Annotated in this window: 21 protein-coding genes and 1 pseudogene; 6 read left to right on the top strand and 16 right to left on the bottom strand. The window is 67.8% G+C overall.

Features of this window, described 5'->3' with window-relative positions:
* Positions 1-10: 10 nt before the first annotated feature.
* From ACIA76_RS22045 to ACIA76_RS22000, 10 genes are all read right to left on the bottom strand, one after another.
* Entirely contained in the window at positions 11-721 is a 711-nt protein-coding gene (locus tag ACIA76_RS22045; RefSeq protein WP_397153711.1) for a cupin domain-containing protein, read from the bottom strand.
* 169 nt (positions 722-890) lie between these two features.
* Positions 891-1,745: an oxaloacetate decarboxylase gene (locus ACIA76_RS22040; RefSeq protein ID WP_397153710.1), complete on the bottom strand. Its 855-nt coding sequence runs from the start codon at positions 1,743-1,745 to the stop codon at positions 891-893.
* Positions 1,746-1,969: 224 nt separating this feature from the next.
* Entirely contained in the window at positions 1,970-2,398 is a 429-nt protein-coding gene (locus ACIA76_RS22035) for a TIGR03668 family PPOX class F420-dependent oxidoreductase (protein WP_397153709.1), read from the bottom strand.
* Positions 2,398-2,691: a hypothetical protein gene (locus tag ACIA76_RS22030; RefSeq protein ID WP_397153708.1), complete on the bottom strand. Its 294-nt coding sequence runs from the start codon at positions 2,689-2,691 to the stop codon at positions 2,398-2,400. The genes ACIA76_RS22035 and ACIA76_RS22030 overlap by 1 nt, the downstream gene beginning before the upstream one ends.
* A 19-nt stretch (positions 2,692-2,710) precedes the next feature.
* Positions 2,711-3,892 carry a diguanylate cyclase domain-containing protein gene (locus ACIA76_RS22025; protein WP_397153707.1) on the bottom strand — a complete coding sequence of 394 codons (1,182 nt, stop codon included), beginning with the start codon at positions 3,890-3,892 and terminating at the stop codon, positions 2,711-2,713.
* Between the two features lie 127 nt (positions 3,893-4,019).
* Positions 4,020-4,421, bottom strand: coding sequence for a nuclear transport factor 2 family protein (locus tag ACIA76_RS22020; protein WP_397153706.1), 402 nt, complete (start codon positions 4,419-4,421; stop codon positions 4,020-4,022).
* A gap of 44 nt (positions 4,422-4,465) precedes the next feature.
* Positions 4,466-5,074, bottom strand: coding sequence for a TenA family protein (locus ACIA76_RS22015; protein ID WP_397153705.1), 609 nt, complete (start codon positions 5,072-5,074; stop codon positions 4,466-4,468).
* 29 nt (positions 5,075-5,103) lie between these two features.
* Positions 5,104-5,925 (bottom strand): class I SAM-dependent methyltransferase, encoded by an 822-nt coding sequence (locus ACIA76_RS22010; RefSeq protein WP_397153704.1) that lies wholly within the window; start codon positions 5,923-5,925, stop codon positions 5,104-5,106.
* Positions 5,926-5,989: 64 nt separating this feature from the next.
* Entirely contained in the window at positions 5,990-6,274 is a 285-nt protein-coding gene (locus ACIA76_RS22005; RefSeq protein WP_397153703.1) for a YciI family protein, read from the bottom strand.
* A 19-nt stretch (positions 6,275-6,293) separates the two neighbouring features.
* Complete coding sequence (locus ACIA76_RS22000; protein WP_397153702.1) at positions 6,294-6,836, bottom strand: amino-acid N-acetyltransferase; 543 nt, start codon at positions 6,834-6,836, stop codon at positions 6,294-6,296.
* 125 nt (positions 6,837-6,961) lie between these two features.
* Here ACIA76_RS22000 and pgsA point away from each other — a divergent pair, with 125 nt between their 5' ends.
* The 5 genes from pgsA (at position 6,962) to ACIA76_RS21975 (ending at position 10,981) form a co-directional block, all read left to right on the top strand.
* Entirely contained in the window at positions 6,962-7,630 is a 669-nt protein-coding gene (pgsA, locus tag ACIA76_RS21995; RefSeq protein ID WP_397153701.1) for a CDP-diacylglycerol--glycerol-3-phosphate 3-phosphatidyltransferase, read from the top strand.
* A complete protein-coding gene (locus tag ACIA76_RS21990; RefSeq protein ID WP_397153700.1) occupies positions 7,627-8,160 on the top strand; it encodes a CinA family protein in 534 nt (177 codons plus the stop codon). Before pgsA ends, ACIA76_RS21990 begins: the two co-directional genes overlap by 4 nt.
* A gap of 52 nt (positions 8,161-8,212) precedes the next feature.
* Positions 8,213-8,614 carry a helix-turn-helix domain-containing protein gene (locus ACIA76_RS21985; RefSeq protein WP_397153699.1) on the top strand — a complete coding sequence of 134 codons (402 nt, stop codon included), beginning with the start codon at positions 8,213-8,215 and terminating at the stop codon, positions 8,612-8,614.
* Between the two features lie 207 nt (positions 8,615-8,821).
* A complete protein-coding gene (locus ACIA76_RS21980; protein WP_397153698.1) occupies positions 8,822-9,634 on the top strand; it encodes a PspA/IM30 family protein in 813 nt (270 codons plus the stop codon).
* Between the two features lie 534 nt (positions 9,635-10,168).
* Positions 10,169-10,981 carry a hypothetical protein gene (locus ACIA76_RS21975; RefSeq protein WP_397153697.1) on the top strand — a complete coding sequence of 271 codons (813 nt, stop codon included), beginning with the start codon at positions 10,169-10,171 and terminating at the stop codon, positions 10,979-10,981.
* A gap of 164 nt (positions 10,982-11,145) precedes the next feature.
* On the opposite strand, the pseudogene ACIA76_RS21970 reads toward ACIA76_RS21975, so the two are convergent.
* The 3 genes and pseudogenes from ACIA76_RS21970 to mqo form a co-directional block, all read right to left on the bottom strand.
* Positions 11,146-11,247 (bottom strand): annotated as a pseudogene (locus ACIA76_RS21970) (DUF2382 domain-containing protein); the annotation flags it as partial.
* Between the two features lie 21 nt (positions 11,248-11,268).
* Positions 11,269-11,952: a PAS and ANTAR domain-containing protein gene (locus tag ACIA76_RS21965; RefSeq protein WP_397153696.1), complete on the bottom strand. Its 684-nt coding sequence runs from the start codon at positions 11,950-11,952 to the stop codon at positions 11,269-11,271.
* A gap of 17 nt (positions 11,953-11,969) precedes the next feature.
* Positions 11,970-13,436: a malate dehydrogenase (quinone) gene (gene mqo / locus ACIA76_RS21960; RefSeq protein ID WP_397153695.1), complete on the bottom strand. Its 1,467-nt coding sequence runs from the start codon at positions 13,434-13,436 to the stop codon at positions 11,970-11,972.
* A gap of 93 nt (positions 13,437-13,529) precedes the next feature.
* Here mqo and ACIA76_RS21955 point away from each other — a divergent pair, with 93 nt between their 5' ends.
* Positions 13,530-14,432, top strand: a complete 903-nt coding sequence (locus ACIA76_RS21955) for a LysR family transcriptional regulator (protein WP_397153694.1) — start codon at positions 13,530-13,532, stop codon at positions 14,430-14,432.
* Here the strand turns inward: ACIA76_RS21955 and ACIA76_RS21950 are convergent.
* The 3 genes from ACIA76_RS21950 to ACIA76_RS21940 all read right to left on the bottom strand — a co-directional run bounded on the left by ACIA76_RS21950 (position 14,418) and on the right by ACIA76_RS21940 (position 18,192).
* Complete coding sequence (locus ACIA76_RS21950; protein ID WP_397153693.1) at positions 14,418-14,792, bottom strand: ubiquitin-like protein; 375 nt, start codon at positions 14,790-14,792, stop codon at positions 14,418-14,420. The two genes, ACIA76_RS21955 and ACIA76_RS21950, sit on opposite strands and share 15 nt — an antisense overlap.
* A 62-nt stretch (positions 14,793-14,854) precedes the next feature.
* On the bottom strand, positions 14,855-16,801 hold the full coding sequence (locus tag ACIA76_RS21945) for a VWA domain-containing protein (protein ID WP_397153692.1): 1,947 nt from the start codon (positions 16,799-16,801) through the stop codon (positions 14,855-14,857).
* The gene (locus ACIA76_RS21940) at positions 16,798-18,192 is read right to left on the bottom strand and encodes an ATP-binding protein (RefSeq protein ID WP_397153691.1); all 1,395 of its coding nucleotides are present in this window, start codon (positions 18,190-18,192) and stop codon (positions 16,798-16,800) included. The genes ACIA76_RS21945 and ACIA76_RS21940 overlap by 4 nt, the downstream gene beginning before the upstream one ends.
* Positions 18,193-18,208: the final 16 nt, after the last annotated feature.

Here is an 18,208-nt window from a genome sequence, read left to right as displayed (position 1 = left end):
GGGGAGTGGACTATCGGCGGCGTCCGATCACGATCGGTTTGATATCGGTCGGAATGGCCGCGAAGGCCGATTCGGGCACGCCGAACGCGGCGGCGAGCACGTCGCGCGGCATGGCGTTGAACGAGGCCACGATGCCGATGTCGTCATAGGGTTCGACCGCGCTGGAATTGAAGAAGACCAGGGTCTCCAAAGGCGCGTCGGTGCGGGCGTTTTCGAAGTAGTGCAGATGTCCCTGCGGTGCGAAGACCAGATCACCTTGTTCGGCGACGAAGGTCGCGTTGCTGTAGGTGCCGTCGGGATGGGTTCCCAGCAGAGTCCATCTCGCGGTGCCGGACATCACGAAGTTCAGTTCCCACGCGGTGGGATGCCAGTGCGGTTCGCGGAAGCCACCCACCTCCAAACGGACCAGATACACCGACCCGTGCTGTCCGCGCAGAATGGGGAACGTCTGCTCGTCGGCCCCCTGCAGCTGGCCGCCGTCGAAGGTCTTCGGCGGCGTGGCGGTCAGTTTGAACAGGTGGTCGGCCTGGTTGAGATGGGTCGCCACATCGTTCTCCGACGGGAGTGGCACGGAGGTGGCTGCGCTGGCCTTCGCGCCGATCAATCCACCCCCGACCGCCGCAGCGGCGGCCGCGCCGATCAATCCACCGCCGAACAGCATTCGGCGATCGATACCCTTGTCGCCCGCATCGTCCGCGGGCGTGGTCGAATCATCGGTCATCGGTCTTACGTCTTTCTTCTTCATCAGGATTTGTCAGGCCGACGACAGCCCATGCGACGGATGCCCCGGCACATATGTCCGGGGCATCCGTAGGATCACCGATCGCCGTGAACCGGTCGACATCCAGGGCAATGTCGATCGGCCGGAACCAGCGACTCCGGTGCGTAGGTCAGGCGGCGAGCCTGACCTTTCGATGCCGGGCCATATTGCGCTCGAGCATCGAGAGCGAGGCCGCCACACCGATACTGGAATCATCGAATTCGGGCAGCCGTCCCTCATCGGCGCGCAATTGCGTCAGCGCGTCGGTGATCGCCGTGTGGGCGGCGAACAGGCACGGTGTGGAGTAGATCGCGACATTCACGCCGAGATCCTGCAGTTCGGGCAGCGACAGTCGGGGCGAGAGCCCGCCGGCGATCTGATTGAACAGCAGCGGCTTGTCGCCGACTACCTTGCGTACCTTGCGAATCCATTCGACGCTGCGGACGCCGTCGACCAGCAGCACATCGGCCTCGGTATCGGCCATGGCCGCCGCCCGATACAGAATGTCGGATTCCTCGGTGGCGTCGGTGCGCGCCACCACGACCAGATCCGACCGAGTCTCGAGTACCAGGTTGAGCTTCTCCAGGTACTCGTCCAAGGGGAGGATCTGCTTACCGGAGACGTGGCCGCAGCGGCGCGGACGCTTCTGATCCTCGAGGATCACGCCGGACGCGCCGATGCGTTCCAGATGTGTGATGACGTGGCAGGCGACCTCGGTGTCGACATAGCCGTCGTCGATGTCCACCAGCAGATGCTGATGCGGGAAGGCCAGCCGGAGTCGTTGAACGAAGTCGACGATGTCGGGCCAGGCGATGAATCCGATATCGGGCAGGCCGTAGTACGAGGCCGCGAAGCCGAAGCCCGATACGAACATTCCGCCGAAGTGCTGGGATGCCAGCGAGGCGGAGTACATATCGTAGATCCCTATGAGGGGAGTGATGGCGTCGTTGTGTATGTCTTGGCGAAGAGAGTTTCCATAACTCATGCGACTCACCTGTTGATGTTTTCTGAATCCAGGTTCGCGACGGCGCTGCCGCGCCTGCATTCGGTTTTGGACTACCGGCTGAAAGGGACCGGATGTCCGAAACTAACAGTTACATACCGTATCAGTCAATAAGTTGTTTGCATCCAAGATGAGTGTTGACAGCCGTGGCAGATGGATTGATACTTCCATCTGGAAGTATGAAAAGCTGCATTTCCAAATGCGCGTCAGCCTACGTAGGACCAGCCGCGTATCGCGGTGGCCTCGATCCGAATCACCGGGCCCGTGGGCGGTATTTGCCGGTATTGATCGTATTTCATTGTCAGCCAGCCGATTGCGGCCTCATGCTCCGGCCCGGCCGCGAAAACCCTGGCGGCGCCGTCCAATCGGACCCACCACAGCCGAGACCACTGCTCGTCGTATTCGTCGGCGAGTATCGAAACCCGGTTGTTCTCGGCGATATTGCGCAGTCGCCGCAGCGCGTGGGTTGTCTTGGGTTTGTGGTCGATCGCGATCACCACGACAGGATGGTCGAATGCCGCCGGATCGGTGGCGAAGGTGACGGGGACCAGATGCGGCTGCCCATCGCCGCCGACCGTGGCCAGCCGCGCGACGCGTTGTGCCCGAAAGCGATCCCAGGCCGCCCGCCGATCCATCAGGCCTGCACCGCGGCGGACTCCCACTCGCTCGGATCGCCGTGCACCGCGGGGTCGTAGAGCACGACGAACCGGGACTGCTGCGGCGCGGTCAGCGGGAACATGCCGATGCACAGCTCCTCGGCGGTGTAGGGCATATCGCCCTTCATCCGCACCCACTTCGGCATCCGGCCGTCCCGGTCGCGCCACTTCTGGAAGACCGCCCGAGATGGCTTGACGGCCATGATCACCGACATCAGCGGCAGCGCGTCGAGCTCGTCGACCGACGACACGAACCGTAGGCCCTCGTTCATGGTTTCCAAGCTAACGCAGTCAACGCCCCCGCGGGCCGGACATCTCGGCATGGTCCTCGGTGAAGGTCGCCATGATCGGGACCGGCCGCTCCCGATCGGCGATCACGATGGTGTTGCCGCCCAGGTGTTTTGCTCGATACATCGCGGAATCGGAATCGCGCAGCAGGGCGCGGTAGGCGATGTCGGTGTATTCGGTCGGGGGGTCGGTGGCGTCGAGGACGGCCAGGCCGACGCTGGCGGTGATGGTGATGGGCAGCTCGGGCATGGTCTCGATCGCCCGGCGCAGCCGCTGGGCCACGGCCTCGGGATCCTCGCGCAGATAGCCGACGACCACGAACTCCTCGCCGCCGGTGCGGGCGAGCAGTGCGTCGGCCTCGACCGCCGCGCGCAGGCGCCGGGCCGTGCGGATGAGGACCTCATCGCCGAAGGGATGGCCGAAGGTGTCGTTCACGGCTTTGAAGCTGTCCAGATCCAGGGTGGCGACGTAGGCCGAGCGGTGCGACCAGCGGTCGATGCGCGGGGAGACATAGGAGTCCAGGCCGCGGCGATTCAGCAGTCCGGTCAGCGGATCCGACAGGGCGTTGATCCGCAGCAGCCAGTGACAGAACTGCACGAACGGCAGGATCACCCCCACCACGACGACCATCACCAGCACGATGTCGACGCCGAGGGCGACGTTCTGCTGCCAATGTTCGGCGGGCGGGCGCGTGGGCAGCTGCCCGGTGGCGATCAGGGTCGCCAGCGCCACGGACGTCAGCACCGACCACCCGATATGCAGCGCCAGGATGCGCGGCCCGTGGAACACCGTGACATAGCCGCCTATCGCCATCAGCAGCACGACGCCCAGCACCCCGATGACCCGGTCGCGGACCAGCAGATCGTTGGCGGCGGTGTCGATATCGAAGATCGCGATCCACATCAGCGATTCGGCCTCGCGCGGCCACGGCAGAAACCACCAGCGCACGGTCCACGCCCCGGCCACGACGGCCTCGACGATCCCCTGGATCGTCTCCGCGCGCCCCCCGACATCGCCCTGTGCCACCGAGGCCAGCACGGCGATCAGCAGCATCACTATGCCGCCGGCGCCCAGCATGAACTTGAATCTGCCCAGTGCGCCGAAGGATTCCATGGTCTCGACCAGCCAGCGATAATCGACCCGGTCGCGCCACCAGGTTCGATACATCGATCGACTGTCCGTCAAGGAGTACCACCTCGTGTCGGTTAGCCGGCTCACAGCGTTTGCTAGAGGTTGGCTCGAAGGTTGTTCAGCTTGGCGTTCGCCTCGAGAGTAAATCGGACCGATGTTTGCTGCAATGTGAAATCGGACGCTAGCGCCGCAAATGTTCGGTGGCCTCGCGCTGGATGCGGTCGAATTGCGCGCCCATGGCCTCGGACAGGGCGGTGGCGGCCGACAGCGGGCGGACCATCACCATCAGATCGTCGACCTTGCCGTCGTCGTTCATATGTATGAAATCGCAGCCGGTCACGCGCTTGCCCGCAACGGTCGTCTCGAAGACCAGCGCGATATCGCGGCCGTTCGGATCGGCGATCTCCCGGATGTAGCGGAAGTCCTCGAATACCCGCATCACCCCGCGCAGGATCGCCGCGGTGATGGCCTTGCCCGGATAGGGCTTGAAGGCCACCGGGCTGGTGAATACGACGTCCTCGGCCAGTAGCTGCTCGATTGCCGACTCATCGCGCGCCTCGACAGCTTCCCGGAATGGATGCATTCTTCCCACCTCGCATATGCAACTGGTTGTATATGGCCCGCATCCTATCGGGGGACATCCCAGAAGGCGAGTTCATGCCGCATGCCCTCGAGGAAATGGCGTTCGGCGCGGGCCGGATCGGCGTCGACCTCGTCGAGCATCTGGGCGCAGCGGCGGGTCAGGGCGGCGAATCCGCGATCGGCATAGGTGTCGATCCAGCGCCGGTAGCGCGGGTCCGCGGGGGGATTCTCGGCCAGAATCCGCCCGAGCGTCGAATAGCCCCACATGCAGGGATAGAGCGCGGCGAGCCCGTCGGCGTAGTCGGCGGCGGAGTCCAAGAGGAAGGCCGTGTAAGCAGCGCACGGCGCGCCCTTGGTGGCGCCGTCGAGATCGGCGTCGAATTCGGCCGCGAGACCGCGGTGCAGCGACAGCTCGTCGTGGTAAGTGGCGTGGGCGAGGTCGACCAGATCGCCCAGATGTGCCGCGGGCGCCTGCCAGGCGAGCCGGGAGAACACCCGCACATAGTCGAGCAGGAACAGGTAGTCCTGCTCGAGCCAGGAGCGGAAGACCGGATCGGGTAACTCGCCCCGCGCGATGCCGAGGACGGTCGGATGTTCCAGCTGCCGATCGACCAGCGGGCGGCCGAGTTGTTCCAGATGCGCCGAAAGACTCATGCCCGCAGTCTCTCTCACGGGCGGGGGTCTCAGGGCTTGCGGGCCTGCAGGGTGAAGGTGAACGGGATGCGCTCGCCATGCTCGCGCAGCCGGTATTCGCCGTCCTCGCCGCGCACCATGCGGTCGGGCAGCCGGGCCCACGCGGCGCAGTCGTGCTCGACCAGGCCGGTGAGTACGAGTCCGGCGTCCAGCAGCGCCGAAACGATCTCGCCCAGACCGTGATTCCACTCGTGCGTGGTCATCGCGGGCGCCTCGCGCTCGGTCTCGACGTAGGTTCCCGCGTCGTTGAACACCATCGGCTCGGGCGTCTCGAAGTAGGGATAGCCGATCACGAACCGATCGGTCTGCGTCTCGTCGAGGGTCGCCGCCATCGGATGGTCCTCGCGCAGGAACAGCCGCCCGCCCGGGCGCAGCAGCCCGGCGACCGTGCGCGCCCAGCGTTCGATACTGGGCAGCCAGCACAGCGCCCCGATGCCGGTGAAGACCAGATCGAAGCGTTCGCCGCCGAGCGCCTCGACCGCGTCGTAGACGTCGGCCTCCACGAAATCGACTGCGGCGCCGATCTGTTCGGCCAGTTCGCGGGCGCTCTTCAGCGCGGCGGGGGAGAAGTCCAGTCCGGTCATCGTCGCGCCGAGCCGGGCCAGTGAGACGGTGTCGGTGCCGAGGTGGCACTGCAGATGTACCCCGCGCAGCCCGCGGATATCGCCGAGCCGGGGCAGGTCGAAGCGCACGACATCGCTCAGGAACGACGGATCGGTGCGGAATCGTTCGAAGGCGTAATCCGGCGAGGCGGCGTGCAGCGGCGCATGCTCGTCCCAGTTGGCGCGGTTCAGATCGCGGTAGTCGGACATGACGACCGACTCTGGCACAGTGCCGTGCCCGGGCGCATCGTATTTGATTCCGGCCGAAACCGATTCACTGCGCGAAGGCGCCCAGCACCGGCAGCCACTCCACGCACCGCACCGTCTCGATCAGCCCGTGCCGCGCGAACGGATCGGTCGCCAGCAGCGTATCCATCGCCGCGGCGTCCTCGGCGCCGAACACGATCAGCGCGCCCGAACCGTCCGGATACGGCCCGCTGGTCAGCACGACGCCCTGCGCCACCAGATCCGACAGCCACGCCCGATGCTCGGGGCGATACTCGTCGCGGCCCGCGGCCTGGGATTCGGCATAGGTGTAGTGAACGGCGAACAGCGGCATGAACGACTCCCGGAACGGCTTAGAGGGTCAACAGCATTCGAGTATTGCCGAGGGTGTTCGGCTTGACATAACTCAGGTCCAGGAACTCCGCGACGCCGGTGTCGTAGGACCGGCACATCTCGGCGAACACCTCCGCGGTGACCGGGGTGCCCTCGATCTCCACGAAGCCGTGCCTGCCGAAGAAGTCGATCTCGAAGGTAAGCACGAACAGCCGCCGCAGCTGTAGTTCGCGCGCGATCGTGACCAACTGGTCCACGATCAGCCGCCCGATGCCCTGACCCTTCACCTCGGGCAGGACGGCCACCGTGCGCACCTCGCCCAGATCCGCCCACAGCACATGCAGGGCGCCGCAGCCGACCAGTTGTCCATGCGATTCGGCGACCCAGAATTCCTGCACCGATTCGTAGAGGGTGACCAGGTTCTTCTCCAGCAGGATCTTGCCGGAGTAGCGGTCGACGAGCTCCTTGATGGCGGGCACATCCGAGGTCCGGGCACGTCGCACGATCGGAGTGCTCATCTCGGAGCCGCCGATCGAATCACTGTGCGGTACCCGTGTTGTCATGGGGTGCACAGTAGTCGGCCCCGGTACCGATAGTCTGGTGGAGTGCCGCACACCCAGCCCGTCCGATCGCCCACCCGTGCCCGGGTCGGCGCCATGGGGCACAGCGTGGCCGAAACCGTTGGGGGGTGCCGGTGAGCGTGCAGAGCGATGACATGGATCGCGCCTGGGTGGACGCCGCGAGAGCGCGAGCGAATCTGGTCCCCGCGCAGGCCGCGCGCACGGTGGAGCCCTCGGCTGTGCCGCTGATGAACATCGCGAACATCCTGACGGTGTTGCGTATTCTGATCGTGCCGCTGTTCCTGCTGGCGCTGTTCGCCGCGGGCGGCCACGACACCGGGTGGCGGCTCGGCGCGACCGTGCTGTTCGGCGCGGCCGCCATCACCGATCGCATCGACGGACAGCTGGCCCGCAAGTACGGCCTGGTCACCGATTTCGGCAAGCTCGCCGATCCGATCGCGGACAAGGCACTGATCGGCGCGGCGCTGATCGGGCTGTCGGCGCTGGGCGATCTGGCCTGGTGGATCACGCTGGTCATCTGCGCGCGCGAGGTCGGGGTGACGCTGCTGCGGCTGGTCGTGGTCCGGCGCGGTGTGATCCCGGCCGGCCGCGGCGGGAAGGTGAAGACCCTGGTGCAATCGCTGGCGATCGGCGTGCTGCTGCTGCCGCTGTCGGGGGCGTTCGCCACCGCGGGCATCTGGTTGATGTACGTGGCGGTCGTATTGACCGTGGTCACCGGGCTCGACTACGTCGTGCAGGCGGCCCGGTTGTGGTCGGGGCCGGTCAAGCGGTCATGACCGATCCGCTGGCCGCAACCGTTCCCGCGGCGGAACTGGTCGCGCTGCTGCGGGCGTCCGGCACGACCATGGCTACGGCGGAATCGCTCACCGCGGGCCTGCTGGCGGCGACCATCGCGGGCGTGCCCGGTGCGAGCGCGGTACTGCGCGGCGGTCTGATCGTCTACGCCACCGATCTCAAACACAGTCTCGCGAAGGTGAGCGAACACACATTGGCCCTCGACGGCCCGGTCGCGGCGAGCACCGCCGAGCAGTTGGCCGTGGGCGCGCGCACGGTCTGCCGGGCCGATCACGGCGTGGGTCTGACCGGTGTCGCGGGCCCCGATCCGCAGGATGGACACCCGGTCGGCACGGTCTACCTCGGCCTGGCCGGACCCGAGGGCACCGAGGTGATGCGGTTGAAACTGCCGGGAGACCGGTGGACGATCAGGATGGCGGCGGTTCGCGCGGCGGTCACCGAACTTCTCCGGAGTCTCGGCGGCAGCCGGGCACCGGGCGCCGCGGTCGGGAACCAACCAGGCGGCGTGTGACGTTGTCACTGCATACGCTCGGTCCGGCGGATGAGTACGTAAGGAGAACGAGATGACGCTGCTGCGAGAGGCCATAGGGGAAAGTCTGCGGCGTGCTCGGATCGCCCAGAGCCGGACTCTGCGTGAGGTGTCGACCTCGGCCCGGGTGAGCCTGGGATATCTGTCCGAGGTCGAACGCGGCCGCAAGGAGGCATCCAGCGAACTGCTGGCCGCCATCTGCCAGGCCCTGGACATGCCGTTATCGCGGGTGCTGATCGATGTCGGCGCGGCCATGGCCGATGCCGACGGCGATATCCGCCGCGAACCGGCCGAACGCCGCACCGAGGTTCCGGTGGAGACCGAACCGGTTCTCGAGGGAATGCACGCCGCCGCTCTCGGCGCCATCGCCGGGGAGACCAGGATCGTCATCCCCGCGCCGCGCGCGGAGAAGTTGGTGCTGGTTCCGGCGAAGTGACCATCGAAGTTGCCGGCGTCGAGAGTTCGACGCCGGCAACGCTGTACGACGGAGCGGAAACGGATAGATTCTCTATAAGCGTTGGTAACCGGCCGATTTTCCGACTCGGGCGCCGCGCAGCAGGATAGGGACCATAGTGGGTGCGTGACGGTCGCGCACTACAGTCGCGTGGGAGCGCGGCGCGTCAGATGGAGGCGGGATCAATCGATGGCTAATCCGTTCGTCAAGGCCTGGAAGTACCTCATGGCCCTCTTCGATTCCAAGATCGAGGAGCACGCGGATCCGAAGGTCCAGATTCAGCAGGCTATCGAGGAAGCCCAGCGTCAGCACCAGGCCCTGTCGCAGCAGGCCGCCTCGGTGATCGGTAACCAGCGCCAGCTGGAGATGAAGCTGAACCGTCAACTCGACGAGGTCGAGAAGCTCAACGCCAACGCGCGTCAGGCGGTCATGCTCGCCGATCAGGCCACGGGCGCCGGCGATACCGACAAGGCGATCCAGTACACCAACGCCGCCGAGGCGTTCGCCGCTCAGCTGGTCACCGCCGAGCAGGCCGTCGAGGATCTGAAGGTGCTGCACGACCAGTCGCTGCAGGCCGCCGCGCAGGCCAAGAAGGCGGTCGAGCAGAACGCGATGCTGCTGCAGCAGAAGGTCGCCGAGCGCACCAAGCTGCTGTCCCAGCTCGAGCAGGCCAAGATGCAGGAGCAGGTGTCGGCCTCGCTGCAGCAGATGGATTCGACCCTCTCGGCGCCGGGCACCACCCCGAGCCTGGACGTGGTGCGCGAGAAGATCGAGCGCCGCTACGCCAACGCGCTCGGTGCCGCCGAGCTGGCGCAGAACACGGTGCAGGGCCGCATGATGGAGGTCCAGCAGGCGAGCATCCAGATGGCCGGCCACAACCGCCTCGAGCAGATCCGTGCCTCCATGCGTGGCGACGCCCTGCCCGCGGGCGACGCGCAGCAGGCCATCCCGAATCCGGCCGCCCCGACCCAGGTCAACAAGGGCCAGGCCGCCCAGCAGTAACGCGGCACCGCTTCGAAAGGCGTTGGTGTGATGGGGAAATCGCGGACCCGCGTGGAGTCCGCGACCACCCGTGCCCGCCCCCGGCCCGCGGCCCCGCCCCCGCAGCCGGAGGCGGGCCAGCGCCCGGCCTGGAAGGCACTGTTCCCCACCGGTTTCCGTCCCCAACCGCAGGCCGATCCCATCGAATCGCCCGTCGGCGCGCCGGATATCCGCGCACCGCGATTGGATGCCCCGGCGGCCCCTTCCGATCCCACTTCGCGAGTGCCGGAAGAGAATTCGAGCCCTTCGCGGGCGAGTCGCGCGACCGGGGACCCGGCAGCCCGGGGACAGCGGCGTAGCACCGGGCAGGTCCCGGGCGAGGCTTCGGCGGGCGGGCGGAGAACGTCCGCGCCCCGCACTGATTCGGCTGGTGACCGCCGCGGATTCCCCGCCCCCGCCCCCGATTCCGAACACGATCGCAGCGAAGGCAGCGCGCGCGAGCGTGCCGGTCGGCAGGCGGCCGCAGAGCGCGGGGCCGGGCGATTTGTGCGGGATGTGTTGAGGGAGAGCGGGATTCAAGAGGAGTCGCTCGAGCAGGCGCGGCGATTGTCGGACGGTCTGCGCGACGCGGGGGAGCACGTCTTCCACGCGGTGCGGACCTGGGCCGATCCGCGGGAACGAGAACTGCGGCGGCGTCGGCGAGTGCGGCGGCGAAGCCTGCGGTTGGGGGCGGCCTCGGGCATCACCGCGCTGGGGACCGCCGGGCTGGTGTTGATGTCGGCGCCGGTATGGGCGGTGCTGGTGGTGGGCAGCGGGGCGGCGGCGCTGGTGACCGGTGCGGCAGTGACCACGCGGCGCTATCTGGATCTGCGCCGCAATCCCTTGCCGGACGCGGCGTTCGTGCCGCGCAAGCTGCCGCCGGTCCGCTCGGCCGCGCGCGCCCCGATCGCCCGGCTGGTGCGCGCCGAACGCGCCCTGCACATCCTGGGCCGCCAGATCGCCCGCGGCGGTCGACTGCCCGCCGACGATGTGATCGACACCCTGGAGACCGCCGGTTCCGGCGCGGCCGCGCTGCACGCGCTGGCCGCCGACGTGATCGCCATGGAACGGGCGGTCGGCGTTATCGCACAGGTCAAGTCGATCGCGGGCCCGGGACTGGCCGACCATATCCGCGCCTCGGTGGAGCGGCTGGGGAACGGTGTCGCCGAATTCGAGGAACTGGTCGCCGCCGCCGGCCGCGTCCTGGCCGTCCCCGAATCCCCGGCGCTGCCCGACGATCTCGGCTGGGCGCTGGAGAATCTGCGCGATGCCGCCGATCGCCTCGACGGCTGGGCCCAGGCCCTCGCCGATCTCGCGGACCGACGCTAGGTCCACGGCCCGATCCGGCCGGACCGATGATCGGCCGACGGAGCTTCGCCCGGTGCGGGCAAGCCGCGCAGGGTACGGACGAAGATCTCCGTCGGCCTGCCACCCCGGATCCGAGTGCCCTGGGGCACTGTCCAAGAGGGGGTGACGTATTCGGCAGGCGCCGGTCAGCGCTGCGGCTCGGTAATGAGTTCCCGCTCTATGCGCACCTCGTCGTGCTGTACCGGAACGGTAATCGATTGATCCTCGGTCACAATGTATTTGCCGAGTCGCGCCGTGTCCGATCCGCGCTACGGCTGCGGCACTCGCTCGTGCAACGTCAGCAGGATGTGGTCGAAGCGGATCCGCAGCCCCGCCCGGTTCGGTTCCAGGTGCCGCGCGTCCCGCACCAATTGCACGGCCAGATCGCGGAGCTTGACGTTGGTGTACTGGGAACGCCACCGCAGCACCGCGAAGGCCCGCTCGGGATCCAGTTCGTAGATCAGCGACAGGATTCCCTTGGCCTGCTCGATCGGTGCGCGCGCATCGACCAGATCCGGGATGACCTCGTCGATGACATCGTTGCGCTCCTCGCCGAGGATGCCGGTGAGCTCGATGTAGTACCCGACGGTGCCGATGACGCTCCCGTCGTCGGCGGTGTCGTAATCGGCGATCACGATCACCTCACGGGTGTCGCCCGCGGTGTCGATGATCCGATGCCGACTGCAGAACGGCTCGGACGACTCGACGATCTTATGAATCAGCGTTTCGACGGTTGCCCGATCATCGGGATGCTGATGCGACAGCAGCAGTTCGGTGGTCGGCTCCACGGCCCCCGGCTCATATCCGTGCATCCGCGCCAACTCGTCCGACCACTCCCACCGCTGCCCGGCAAAGCTGAACCGGAACTCCCCCGCGGTCGCACACGGCTCGTTACCGATCACACTCCCGAGCGCACTCACCAACTGCGGCTCGAGCTTCTCACCGTCGATCATCACCCCAGTATCCGCCACTACGCCAAGCGCAGCCGCGCCCCGGTCCAGGACAGCATGTCCTCGACGGTCCGCCGATCGGCATCGCCGGGACTCGCGAGCCCGGGCATGAGCGCGTGCAGAGTCGATTCCCATTCCGCGGCATGCCCCGGGAAGCAGCGGGCGAGCAGTTCGACCATGATCGCCGGGGCGGTGGACGCGCCCGGGGAGGCGCCGAGCAGTCCGGCAATCGTGCCGTCCGCGCCGGTGACCAGTTCGGTGCCGAAGGTGAGCACGCCGATCCGGTGTGCGTCGGGCTTGACCAGTTGCGCGCGCTGACCCGCCTGGATCGGATACCAGTCCGCCGGATCGGCATCGGGGCAGAATCGTTGCAGCTCGGCGAATCTTGCGCGGCGCGTGGACAGCAGCTGACCGATCAGATAGCGAACCAGTCCCAGGTTCCGCAGCCCGGCGGTGAGCAGGACCGCGACATTGTGCGGCCGCAGCGTGGTGAACAGATCCACGAGCCGGCCACGAGTGAGCAGTCTGGTGCTGAATGTCGCGTAGGGCCCGAACAGCAGCGATTCCCGGCCGTTGACGAACCGCCGGTCCAGATGCGGCACCGACATCGGCGGCGCGCCGAGCGCGGCGCGACCGTAGACCTTCGCGTCGTGCCGCCGCACCAGTTCCGGATCGTCGGTACGCAGGAACCGGGCGCCGAACGGGAAGACGGCGTAACCGCGAACCTCGGGAAGGCGGGCCCGCTGCAGCAGCTTCAGTGCGTATCCACCCGCTCCCACGAATACGAATCGGGCGCGAACAACCGTGTGGCGCTTGGTATTTCGATCCATAACCCGCACCGACCAGATACCGTCGGGGCCGCGGCGCAGGGCGATGACCTCGTGCCCGGTCCGGATCCGCGCCCCGGCGTCGGTCATCAGGTCCGCGAGTGCGCGCGTGAGCGCCCCGAAGTCGATATCGGTTCCGGCCTCGTATCGGGTGGCCGCCACGGGTTCTCGGCGATCACGGCCTGCCATGATCAGCGGCGCCCATCGGGCGATCGTCTCGGGATCGCGGCTGTAGCGCATCGCCGCGAACGCCGGTAGCTTGCGCAGGGTCTCGAAACGCGCACGCAGATAGGCGATATCGCGTTCACCGAACACCACGTCCAGATGCGGCGCCGCTCGCACGAACCGCGTCGGGTCCGGCAGTCGCCCCTCGGTGACCAGGGACGCCCAGAACTGTCGCGAGAGGTGGAACTGCCGCGCGATTTCCTCGGCCCTGCTCGAATCGGCCGGATCCGGCATGTAGTTCAGCTCGCAGAGTCCGGAATGTCCGGTGCCCGCGTTGTTCCAGGCCTGCGAACTCTCTCCGGCGAGTTCGTCGAGCCGCTCGTAGAGCACCACGGACCAGTCGGGCCGCAGCCTGGTGAGCAGTGCGCCGAGCGTGGCCGACATGATGCCGCCGCCGATCAGCACGACATCGTGGATCTCATGGGTATCCGACATTCGTGACCTCCCTGTCATGGCCGTCTCGGGGCCATTGTCGCCGCGCCCGAACCCATCCGTCCAATACAAGAACGGCGCCTTTATGATCCGAATGTGGATGAATACGAGGCGACCGGCGTCGAGGCGTTCGCACCACTGCTGGCGGCATTCGAGGCCGCCGCGGGCGAACAGCACATCACCAGGGCCGCGGATCTGCTGGGCGTGCCGCAGTCGTCGCTGAGCCGGCGACTCAAGGCGCTGGAGCAGGCGCTCGGGGTATCGCTGTTCCAGCCCGTGGGCCGTCGGGTCGCCCTGACGCCGGCGGGGCGAGAACTATTCGAACGCATGCGAGAACCGTTGCGGGCCTTGGGCGATGCGGTGGATGTTGTCCGAGGGCACGCCGATCCCGAGGCCGGGCTGGTGCGATTCGGATTCCCGCTCAGCCTCGGACCGATCAGCATGCCCGGCCTGCTGGCCGAATTCCATGCCGCGGCGCCGCGGATCCGGCTCCATCTCGTGCAGGCGCATGGGGAGGCGCTCGCCGAGCAGATTCGCGACGGCCGCCTGGATCTGGCGGTGATGATTCCCGCGCCCGATGATCCGCCCGCGATCGTCCTGGGATATCAGGACATTCACCTCTACGTGGCGCGTGGGCATCGGCTCGCCGGACGTAAGCGGGTCGATCTCGCGGAGCTGGCCGCGGAACCGTTCGTCGCCAATCCGCCGAGCTATCACCTGCGGCAGTTGCTCGACTCCTGGTGTGCGGCAGCGGGTTTCGAACCGCGTGTGGTTTTCGAGATCACCGAATTCGATACCTTGCGCGCGCTGGTCGGCCATGGACTCGGGATCGCGCTGCTGCCGACTCCCGAACTCGCGCATCCCGAACTCGTCGCCGTGGCGCTGACCGGTCGCCGGCGCCGCAGCATCGGGCTGGTGGGTGGTGCGTATCGGCCGACTCCGGTCGTATCCAGGCTGCGGGAGTACATCGCGACGCGTGCCGCGTCAGACCACCTGTAAGAGGAGGTGGGTGTCGCTGGTGATGTTGTAGGAGAGCAGGCTGCGGCTGTCTTCGAGGGTATTGCCGTCCTGGGTGAGGCGTTGGTGGTTGGGGGAGATCTCGTATTGGGCGTCGATCTTGGTCTTGACGTTTCTGATGCTGTCGGTTGGTGCGGCTTCGATGGGGAATTCCCCGGTCAGGGGGAGTTTCTCGCCCAATGCCACTCTCGTGTCCCGGGTTGCCTTGATGTACAGGGTGAGTTGCGAGGCGGTCGGCGGGGCGGCGGGTGGGGTGGGGCCGGGGTCGGCTGCCGCGAGCGTCGGCAGGCTTGCCGCGATCGCGATCGCGACGATCAGGCAGAACTTGCGGGAGGCGGTCATGTAGGTCATTCAAGTCCGGCTCGCCGCCGAAGGCGTGCTTCGGCGGCGGCATGTCGCGTGGGCTATCGGCGGGCTCGGAGGTAGTCGCTGACCACGGCCGTGCCCAGGCCGTCGAGGTCGGGGGCGACGACCCGGCCGCCGCTGCGGCGGGCCACCAGGTCGACGAAGGCGGCCAGGCGGGGGTCCTCGCCGAGCATGAAGACCGTGATCGAAGCGCCGAGTTTGGCGAGGGCGTCGACCTGGCTCATGGTGACGGCGAGGGTGCGCGGTTCGGGTGGCCAGTTGAAGTAGGCCTCGCCGCTGGGTTCCAGATGGGCCGTGGGCTCACCATCGGTGACGACGAGTACGACCGGTACGGCGTCGGGGTGGCGGCGGACGTGCCGGGCGGCCAGCAGCAGGGCATGGTGCAGATTCGTGCCCTGTTCCCACACCGGCTCGAGGCCGGTGAGCTCGCCGATGTCGACGGTCGTGGCGTGGCGGCCGAAGGTGATCAGACTCAGTGCGTCGGAACGGAATCGGGTGGCGACCAGATGCTGCAGGGCCAGCGCCGTGCGCTTCATCGGTACCCAGCGCCCGTCCTGCACCATCGACCAGGAGGTGTCCACGCAGAGCGCCACCGCCGCCCGGGACCGCTGTTCGGTCTCCATGATCTCGACGTCGGAGACGTCCAGGGTCACGGTGCGCCCGCCCGTCGAGGCCGAGCGCAGTACGGCATTGCGCACGGTCCGCGGCACATCCCACGGCTCGGTATCGCCGAACTGCCAGGCCCGCGAGGCGCCCGTCGGCTCGCCCGCCGCACCCGCCAGGGCGGTATCCCGCTGGCCCCGTCGAGATCGCAACTGGCCCACGATATTACGCAGCGCCACCTCGCCGAGTCGTCGTAATGCCTTGGGCGTCAATCGAAGCGAGCCGTCGGGCGCGCGCTCGAACAGCCCTTGGCGGCGCAGTTCGCGCTCGAGTTCGGCCAGCCGGGCCGCGTCCACGCGTGCCTCGTCGCCGAGCTGGCGGGCCAGCGCGTCCAGGTCGATATCCTCGAGCCGGGCGCCGGGATAGGACTGGCCCAATTGCTCTGCCAGCGCATCCAATTCGGCGAGATCCTGCAGCGCCTGGGCGCCCTCGCCGAGCCCGAGCGGATCCTCGCCCCGGAACCGCTGCGCCGATTCCCAGTCCTCACCGGGCCGCAGCGATCGCAGATTCGTGTCCAGCGCCGAAATCTGTTGCGCCAGCCGGGGATCGCCGAATGCCTGGCCGATCAGCTCCTCCAGTTCGGCGCGCTGCTGGGCCGACATCGAATTCAGCATGCGCTGCGCGGCGGCGGCGCGGGCGGCCAGCGCATCGATCAGCTCGTCGGTATCGCGCGGATTCTCCGGGAAGAACTCACCATGGCGAGCCATGAATTCGGCGAACCGCTGCTCGGTATCGTCGCCGCGCGCATGCGCGGCGAGCAGGTCGTTCAGGTCCGACATCATCTGCCGGATCCGCTCGACATCTTCGGGACCGGTATTGCGCAGGGCCTGTTTCATGCCCTGGAAGCGGGAATCCAGCAGCTCTCGGCCGAGCAGGTCCCGGATCTTCCGGTAGTTCTCGCGACCGGTCTCCGAACGCCAGGGGTACTCGGCCAATTCGCTGACCGCCGCGGCCGTGCTCGGCGGTAGCGCGTCCAGCTGCGCCTCGGCGAAGCGGGCGTCATCGGACGGGTCGGGGAACAGGGCGGTGCGCTCGGCGGTCACCGCCTCGTCCAGCAGCTCCCTGACCTGTTGCAGCGTGCCGTCCAGACGGTGTCGACGGGTGATCTCCGCGCGGCGCTGCCACAGCCGCCGGGTCAGCTCGTCGAGACCGCGGGTGTCGCGCAGCCCGCGCCGCAGCAGCTCCTCCAGGGCACTGCGCGGCGAGCTGCCCTCCATCACATCGCGCCCGATGTGATCGAGCGCCTCGCGCAGATCCAGCGGGGGCGCAAGGGGATCCGGCCCGTCGTGATACGGGCCGTAGGCGTAGCGGTCGGTGGTCACGGCCCGTACACCGCCGTGCCGTCGTCGGAATCCTTGGCGACCTTGCGGGCCAAATACAGTGACTCCAGCGCGAATTCGACCGCCGAGGCGATCCGGGGCGGCGGATCGGTGGCGGCGACGCCGAGCCGCCCGGCCACCTCGTGCAGGATCGGCAGTTCGGGCAGCGCCGCGAGCATTTCCGCCCCTGGCACCCGCTCACCCGTGGTGACCATGGCGCCGTCGCCGAGCGCCTCGACCAGCGGCCGCAGATTCAACCCGCCGAGGCGACCGCGTGCGGTCTCGGCGAACGAGCGGCGCAGCAGATGGGTGAGATGTTCCTGTTCGCGGCCCTCCTCACCGGATTCGAATTCGAGCTTGCCGCGCAGCACCGCGGGGACGGATTCGAGATCGATCGGGCGCGCGACGGCCGGGCGTTCGCCGGTGAGGGCGGAGCGGCGCAGCGCGGCGGCGGCAACGGTCTCGGCGGCGGCCACCGCGAATCGGGCCGACACACCGGAACGTTGATCGATCGCGGGCGATTCGCGCAGCTGCCGCACGAATCGGGCGAGCACCTCGATCAGCGGATCGCCCACCTCGGCCACGAGCTCGGCCTCCTGGCGGACCAGATCCACCTCGGTATCCACGCTGAGCGGATAGTGGGTGCGGATCTCCGCGCCGAAGCGGTCCTTCAGCGGGGTGATGATCCGGCCGCGGTTGGTGTAGTCCTCCGGATTGGCGGTGGCGACCAGCAGCACGTCCAGCGGCAGGCGCAGGGTGTAGCCGCGTACCTGAATATCGCGCTCCTCCATGACATTCAGCAGCGCGACCTGGATCCGTTCCGCCAGATCGGGCAGCTCGTTGATGGCGACGATGCCGCGGTGCGCGCGCGGTACGAGCCCGAAGTGGATGGTCTCCGGATCGCCCAGGCTGCGTCCCTCGGCGACCTTGACCGGGTCGACATCGCCGATCAGATCGCCGACGGAGGTATCGGGCGTGGCGAGCTTCTCCGCATAGCGTTCCGTGCGATGGCGCCAGGCGACCGGCAGATCGTCGCCGAGTTCGGCGGCCATGCGCTTACCGAGCGGGCTGATCGGATCGAGCGGATGTTCACCGAGTTCGGCGCCCGCGATGACGGGCGACCATTCGTCGAGCAGGCCGATCAGCGTGCGCAGCAGTCGCGTCTTGCCCTGGCCGCGCTCACCGAGCAGGACGACGTCGTGCCCGGCCAGCAGCGCCCGCTCCAGCTGCGGCAGCACGGTCCGGTCGAATCCGACGATGCCGGGCCAGGGGTCGCCGCCGGATCCGAGCAGGTCCAGCAGATTCTCCCGGATCTCGGCCTTCACGCCGCGCGGCCGATGGCCGGCCGCCCGCAGCTCGCCCGCGGTCCGGGGCAGATCGTGTGGGGGTGTCACCGTGTCGACGCTACGA

This window comes from Nocardia sp. NPDC051570 (assembly GCF_044454005.1).
In the GTDB taxonomy this organism is placed as follows: Bacteria; Actinomycetota; Actinomycetes; order Mycobacteriales; family Mycobacteriaceae; genus Nocardia.
Note: the sequence above shows the minus strand (reverse complement) of the source record. Positions and strands in the feature narration are given on the sequence as shown.

Coding starts and splice junctions, on each gene's coding strand:
- ACIA76_RS22005 (WP_397153703.1), bottom strand. CDS start 6,274: ATGCCGCTGTTCGCCGTTCACTACACCTATGCCGAATCCCAGGCCGCG.
- ACIA76_RS21950 (WP_397153693.1), bottom strand. CDS start 14,792: ATGACCGCCTCCCGCAAGTTCTGCCTGATCGTCGCGATCGCGATCGCG.
- ACIA76_RS21990 (WP_397153700.1), top strand. CDS start 7,627: ATGACCGATCCGCTGGCCGCAACCGTTCCCGCGGCGGAACTGGTCGCG.
- ACIA76_RS22020 (WP_397153706.1), bottom strand. CDS start 4,421: ATGCATCCATTCCGGGAAGCTGTCGAGGCGCGCGATGAGTCGGCAATC.
- mqo (WP_397153695.1), bottom strand. CDS start 13,436: ATGTCGGATACCCATGAGATCCACGATGTCGTGCTGATCGGCGGCGGC.
- ACIA76_RS22030 (WP_397153708.1), bottom strand. CDS start 2,691: ATGAACGAGGGCCTACGGTTCGTGTCGTCGGTCGACGAGCTCGACGCG.
- ACIA76_RS22010 (WP_397153704.1), bottom strand. CDS start 5,925: ATGTCCGACTACCGCGATCTGAACCGCGCCAACTGGGACGAGCATGCG.
- ACIA76_RS22000 (WP_397153702.1), bottom strand. CDS start 6,836: ATGACAACACGGGTACCGCACAGTGATTCGATCGGCGGCTCCGAGATG.
- ACIA76_RS21985 (WP_397153699.1), top strand. CDS start 8,213: ATGACGCTGCTGCGAGAGGCCATAGGGGAAAGTCTGCGGCGTGCTCGG.
- ACIA76_RS22035 (WP_397153709.1), bottom strand. CDS start 2,398: ATGGATCGGCGGGCGGCCTGGGATCGCTTTCGGGCACAACGCGTCGCG.
- ACIA76_RS22040 (WP_397153710.1), bottom strand. CDS start 1,745: ATGAGTTATGGAAACTCTCTTCGCCAAGACATACACAACGACGCCATC.
- ACIA76_RS22045 (WP_397153711.1), bottom strand. CDS start 721: ATGACCGATGATTCGACCACGCCCGCGGACGATGCGGGCGACAAGGGT.
- ACIA76_RS22015 (WP_397153705.1), bottom strand. CDS start 5,074: ATGAGTCTTTCGGCGCATCTGGAACAACTCGGCCGCCCGCTGGTCGAT.
- ACIA76_RS21980 (WP_397153698.1), top strand. CDS start 8,822: ATGGCTAATCCGTTCGTCAAGGCCTGGAAGTACCTCATGGCCCTCTTC.
- ACIA76_RS21965 (WP_397153696.1), bottom strand. CDS start 11,952: ATGATCGACGGTGAGAAGCTCGAGCCGCAGTTGGTGAGTGCGCTCGGG.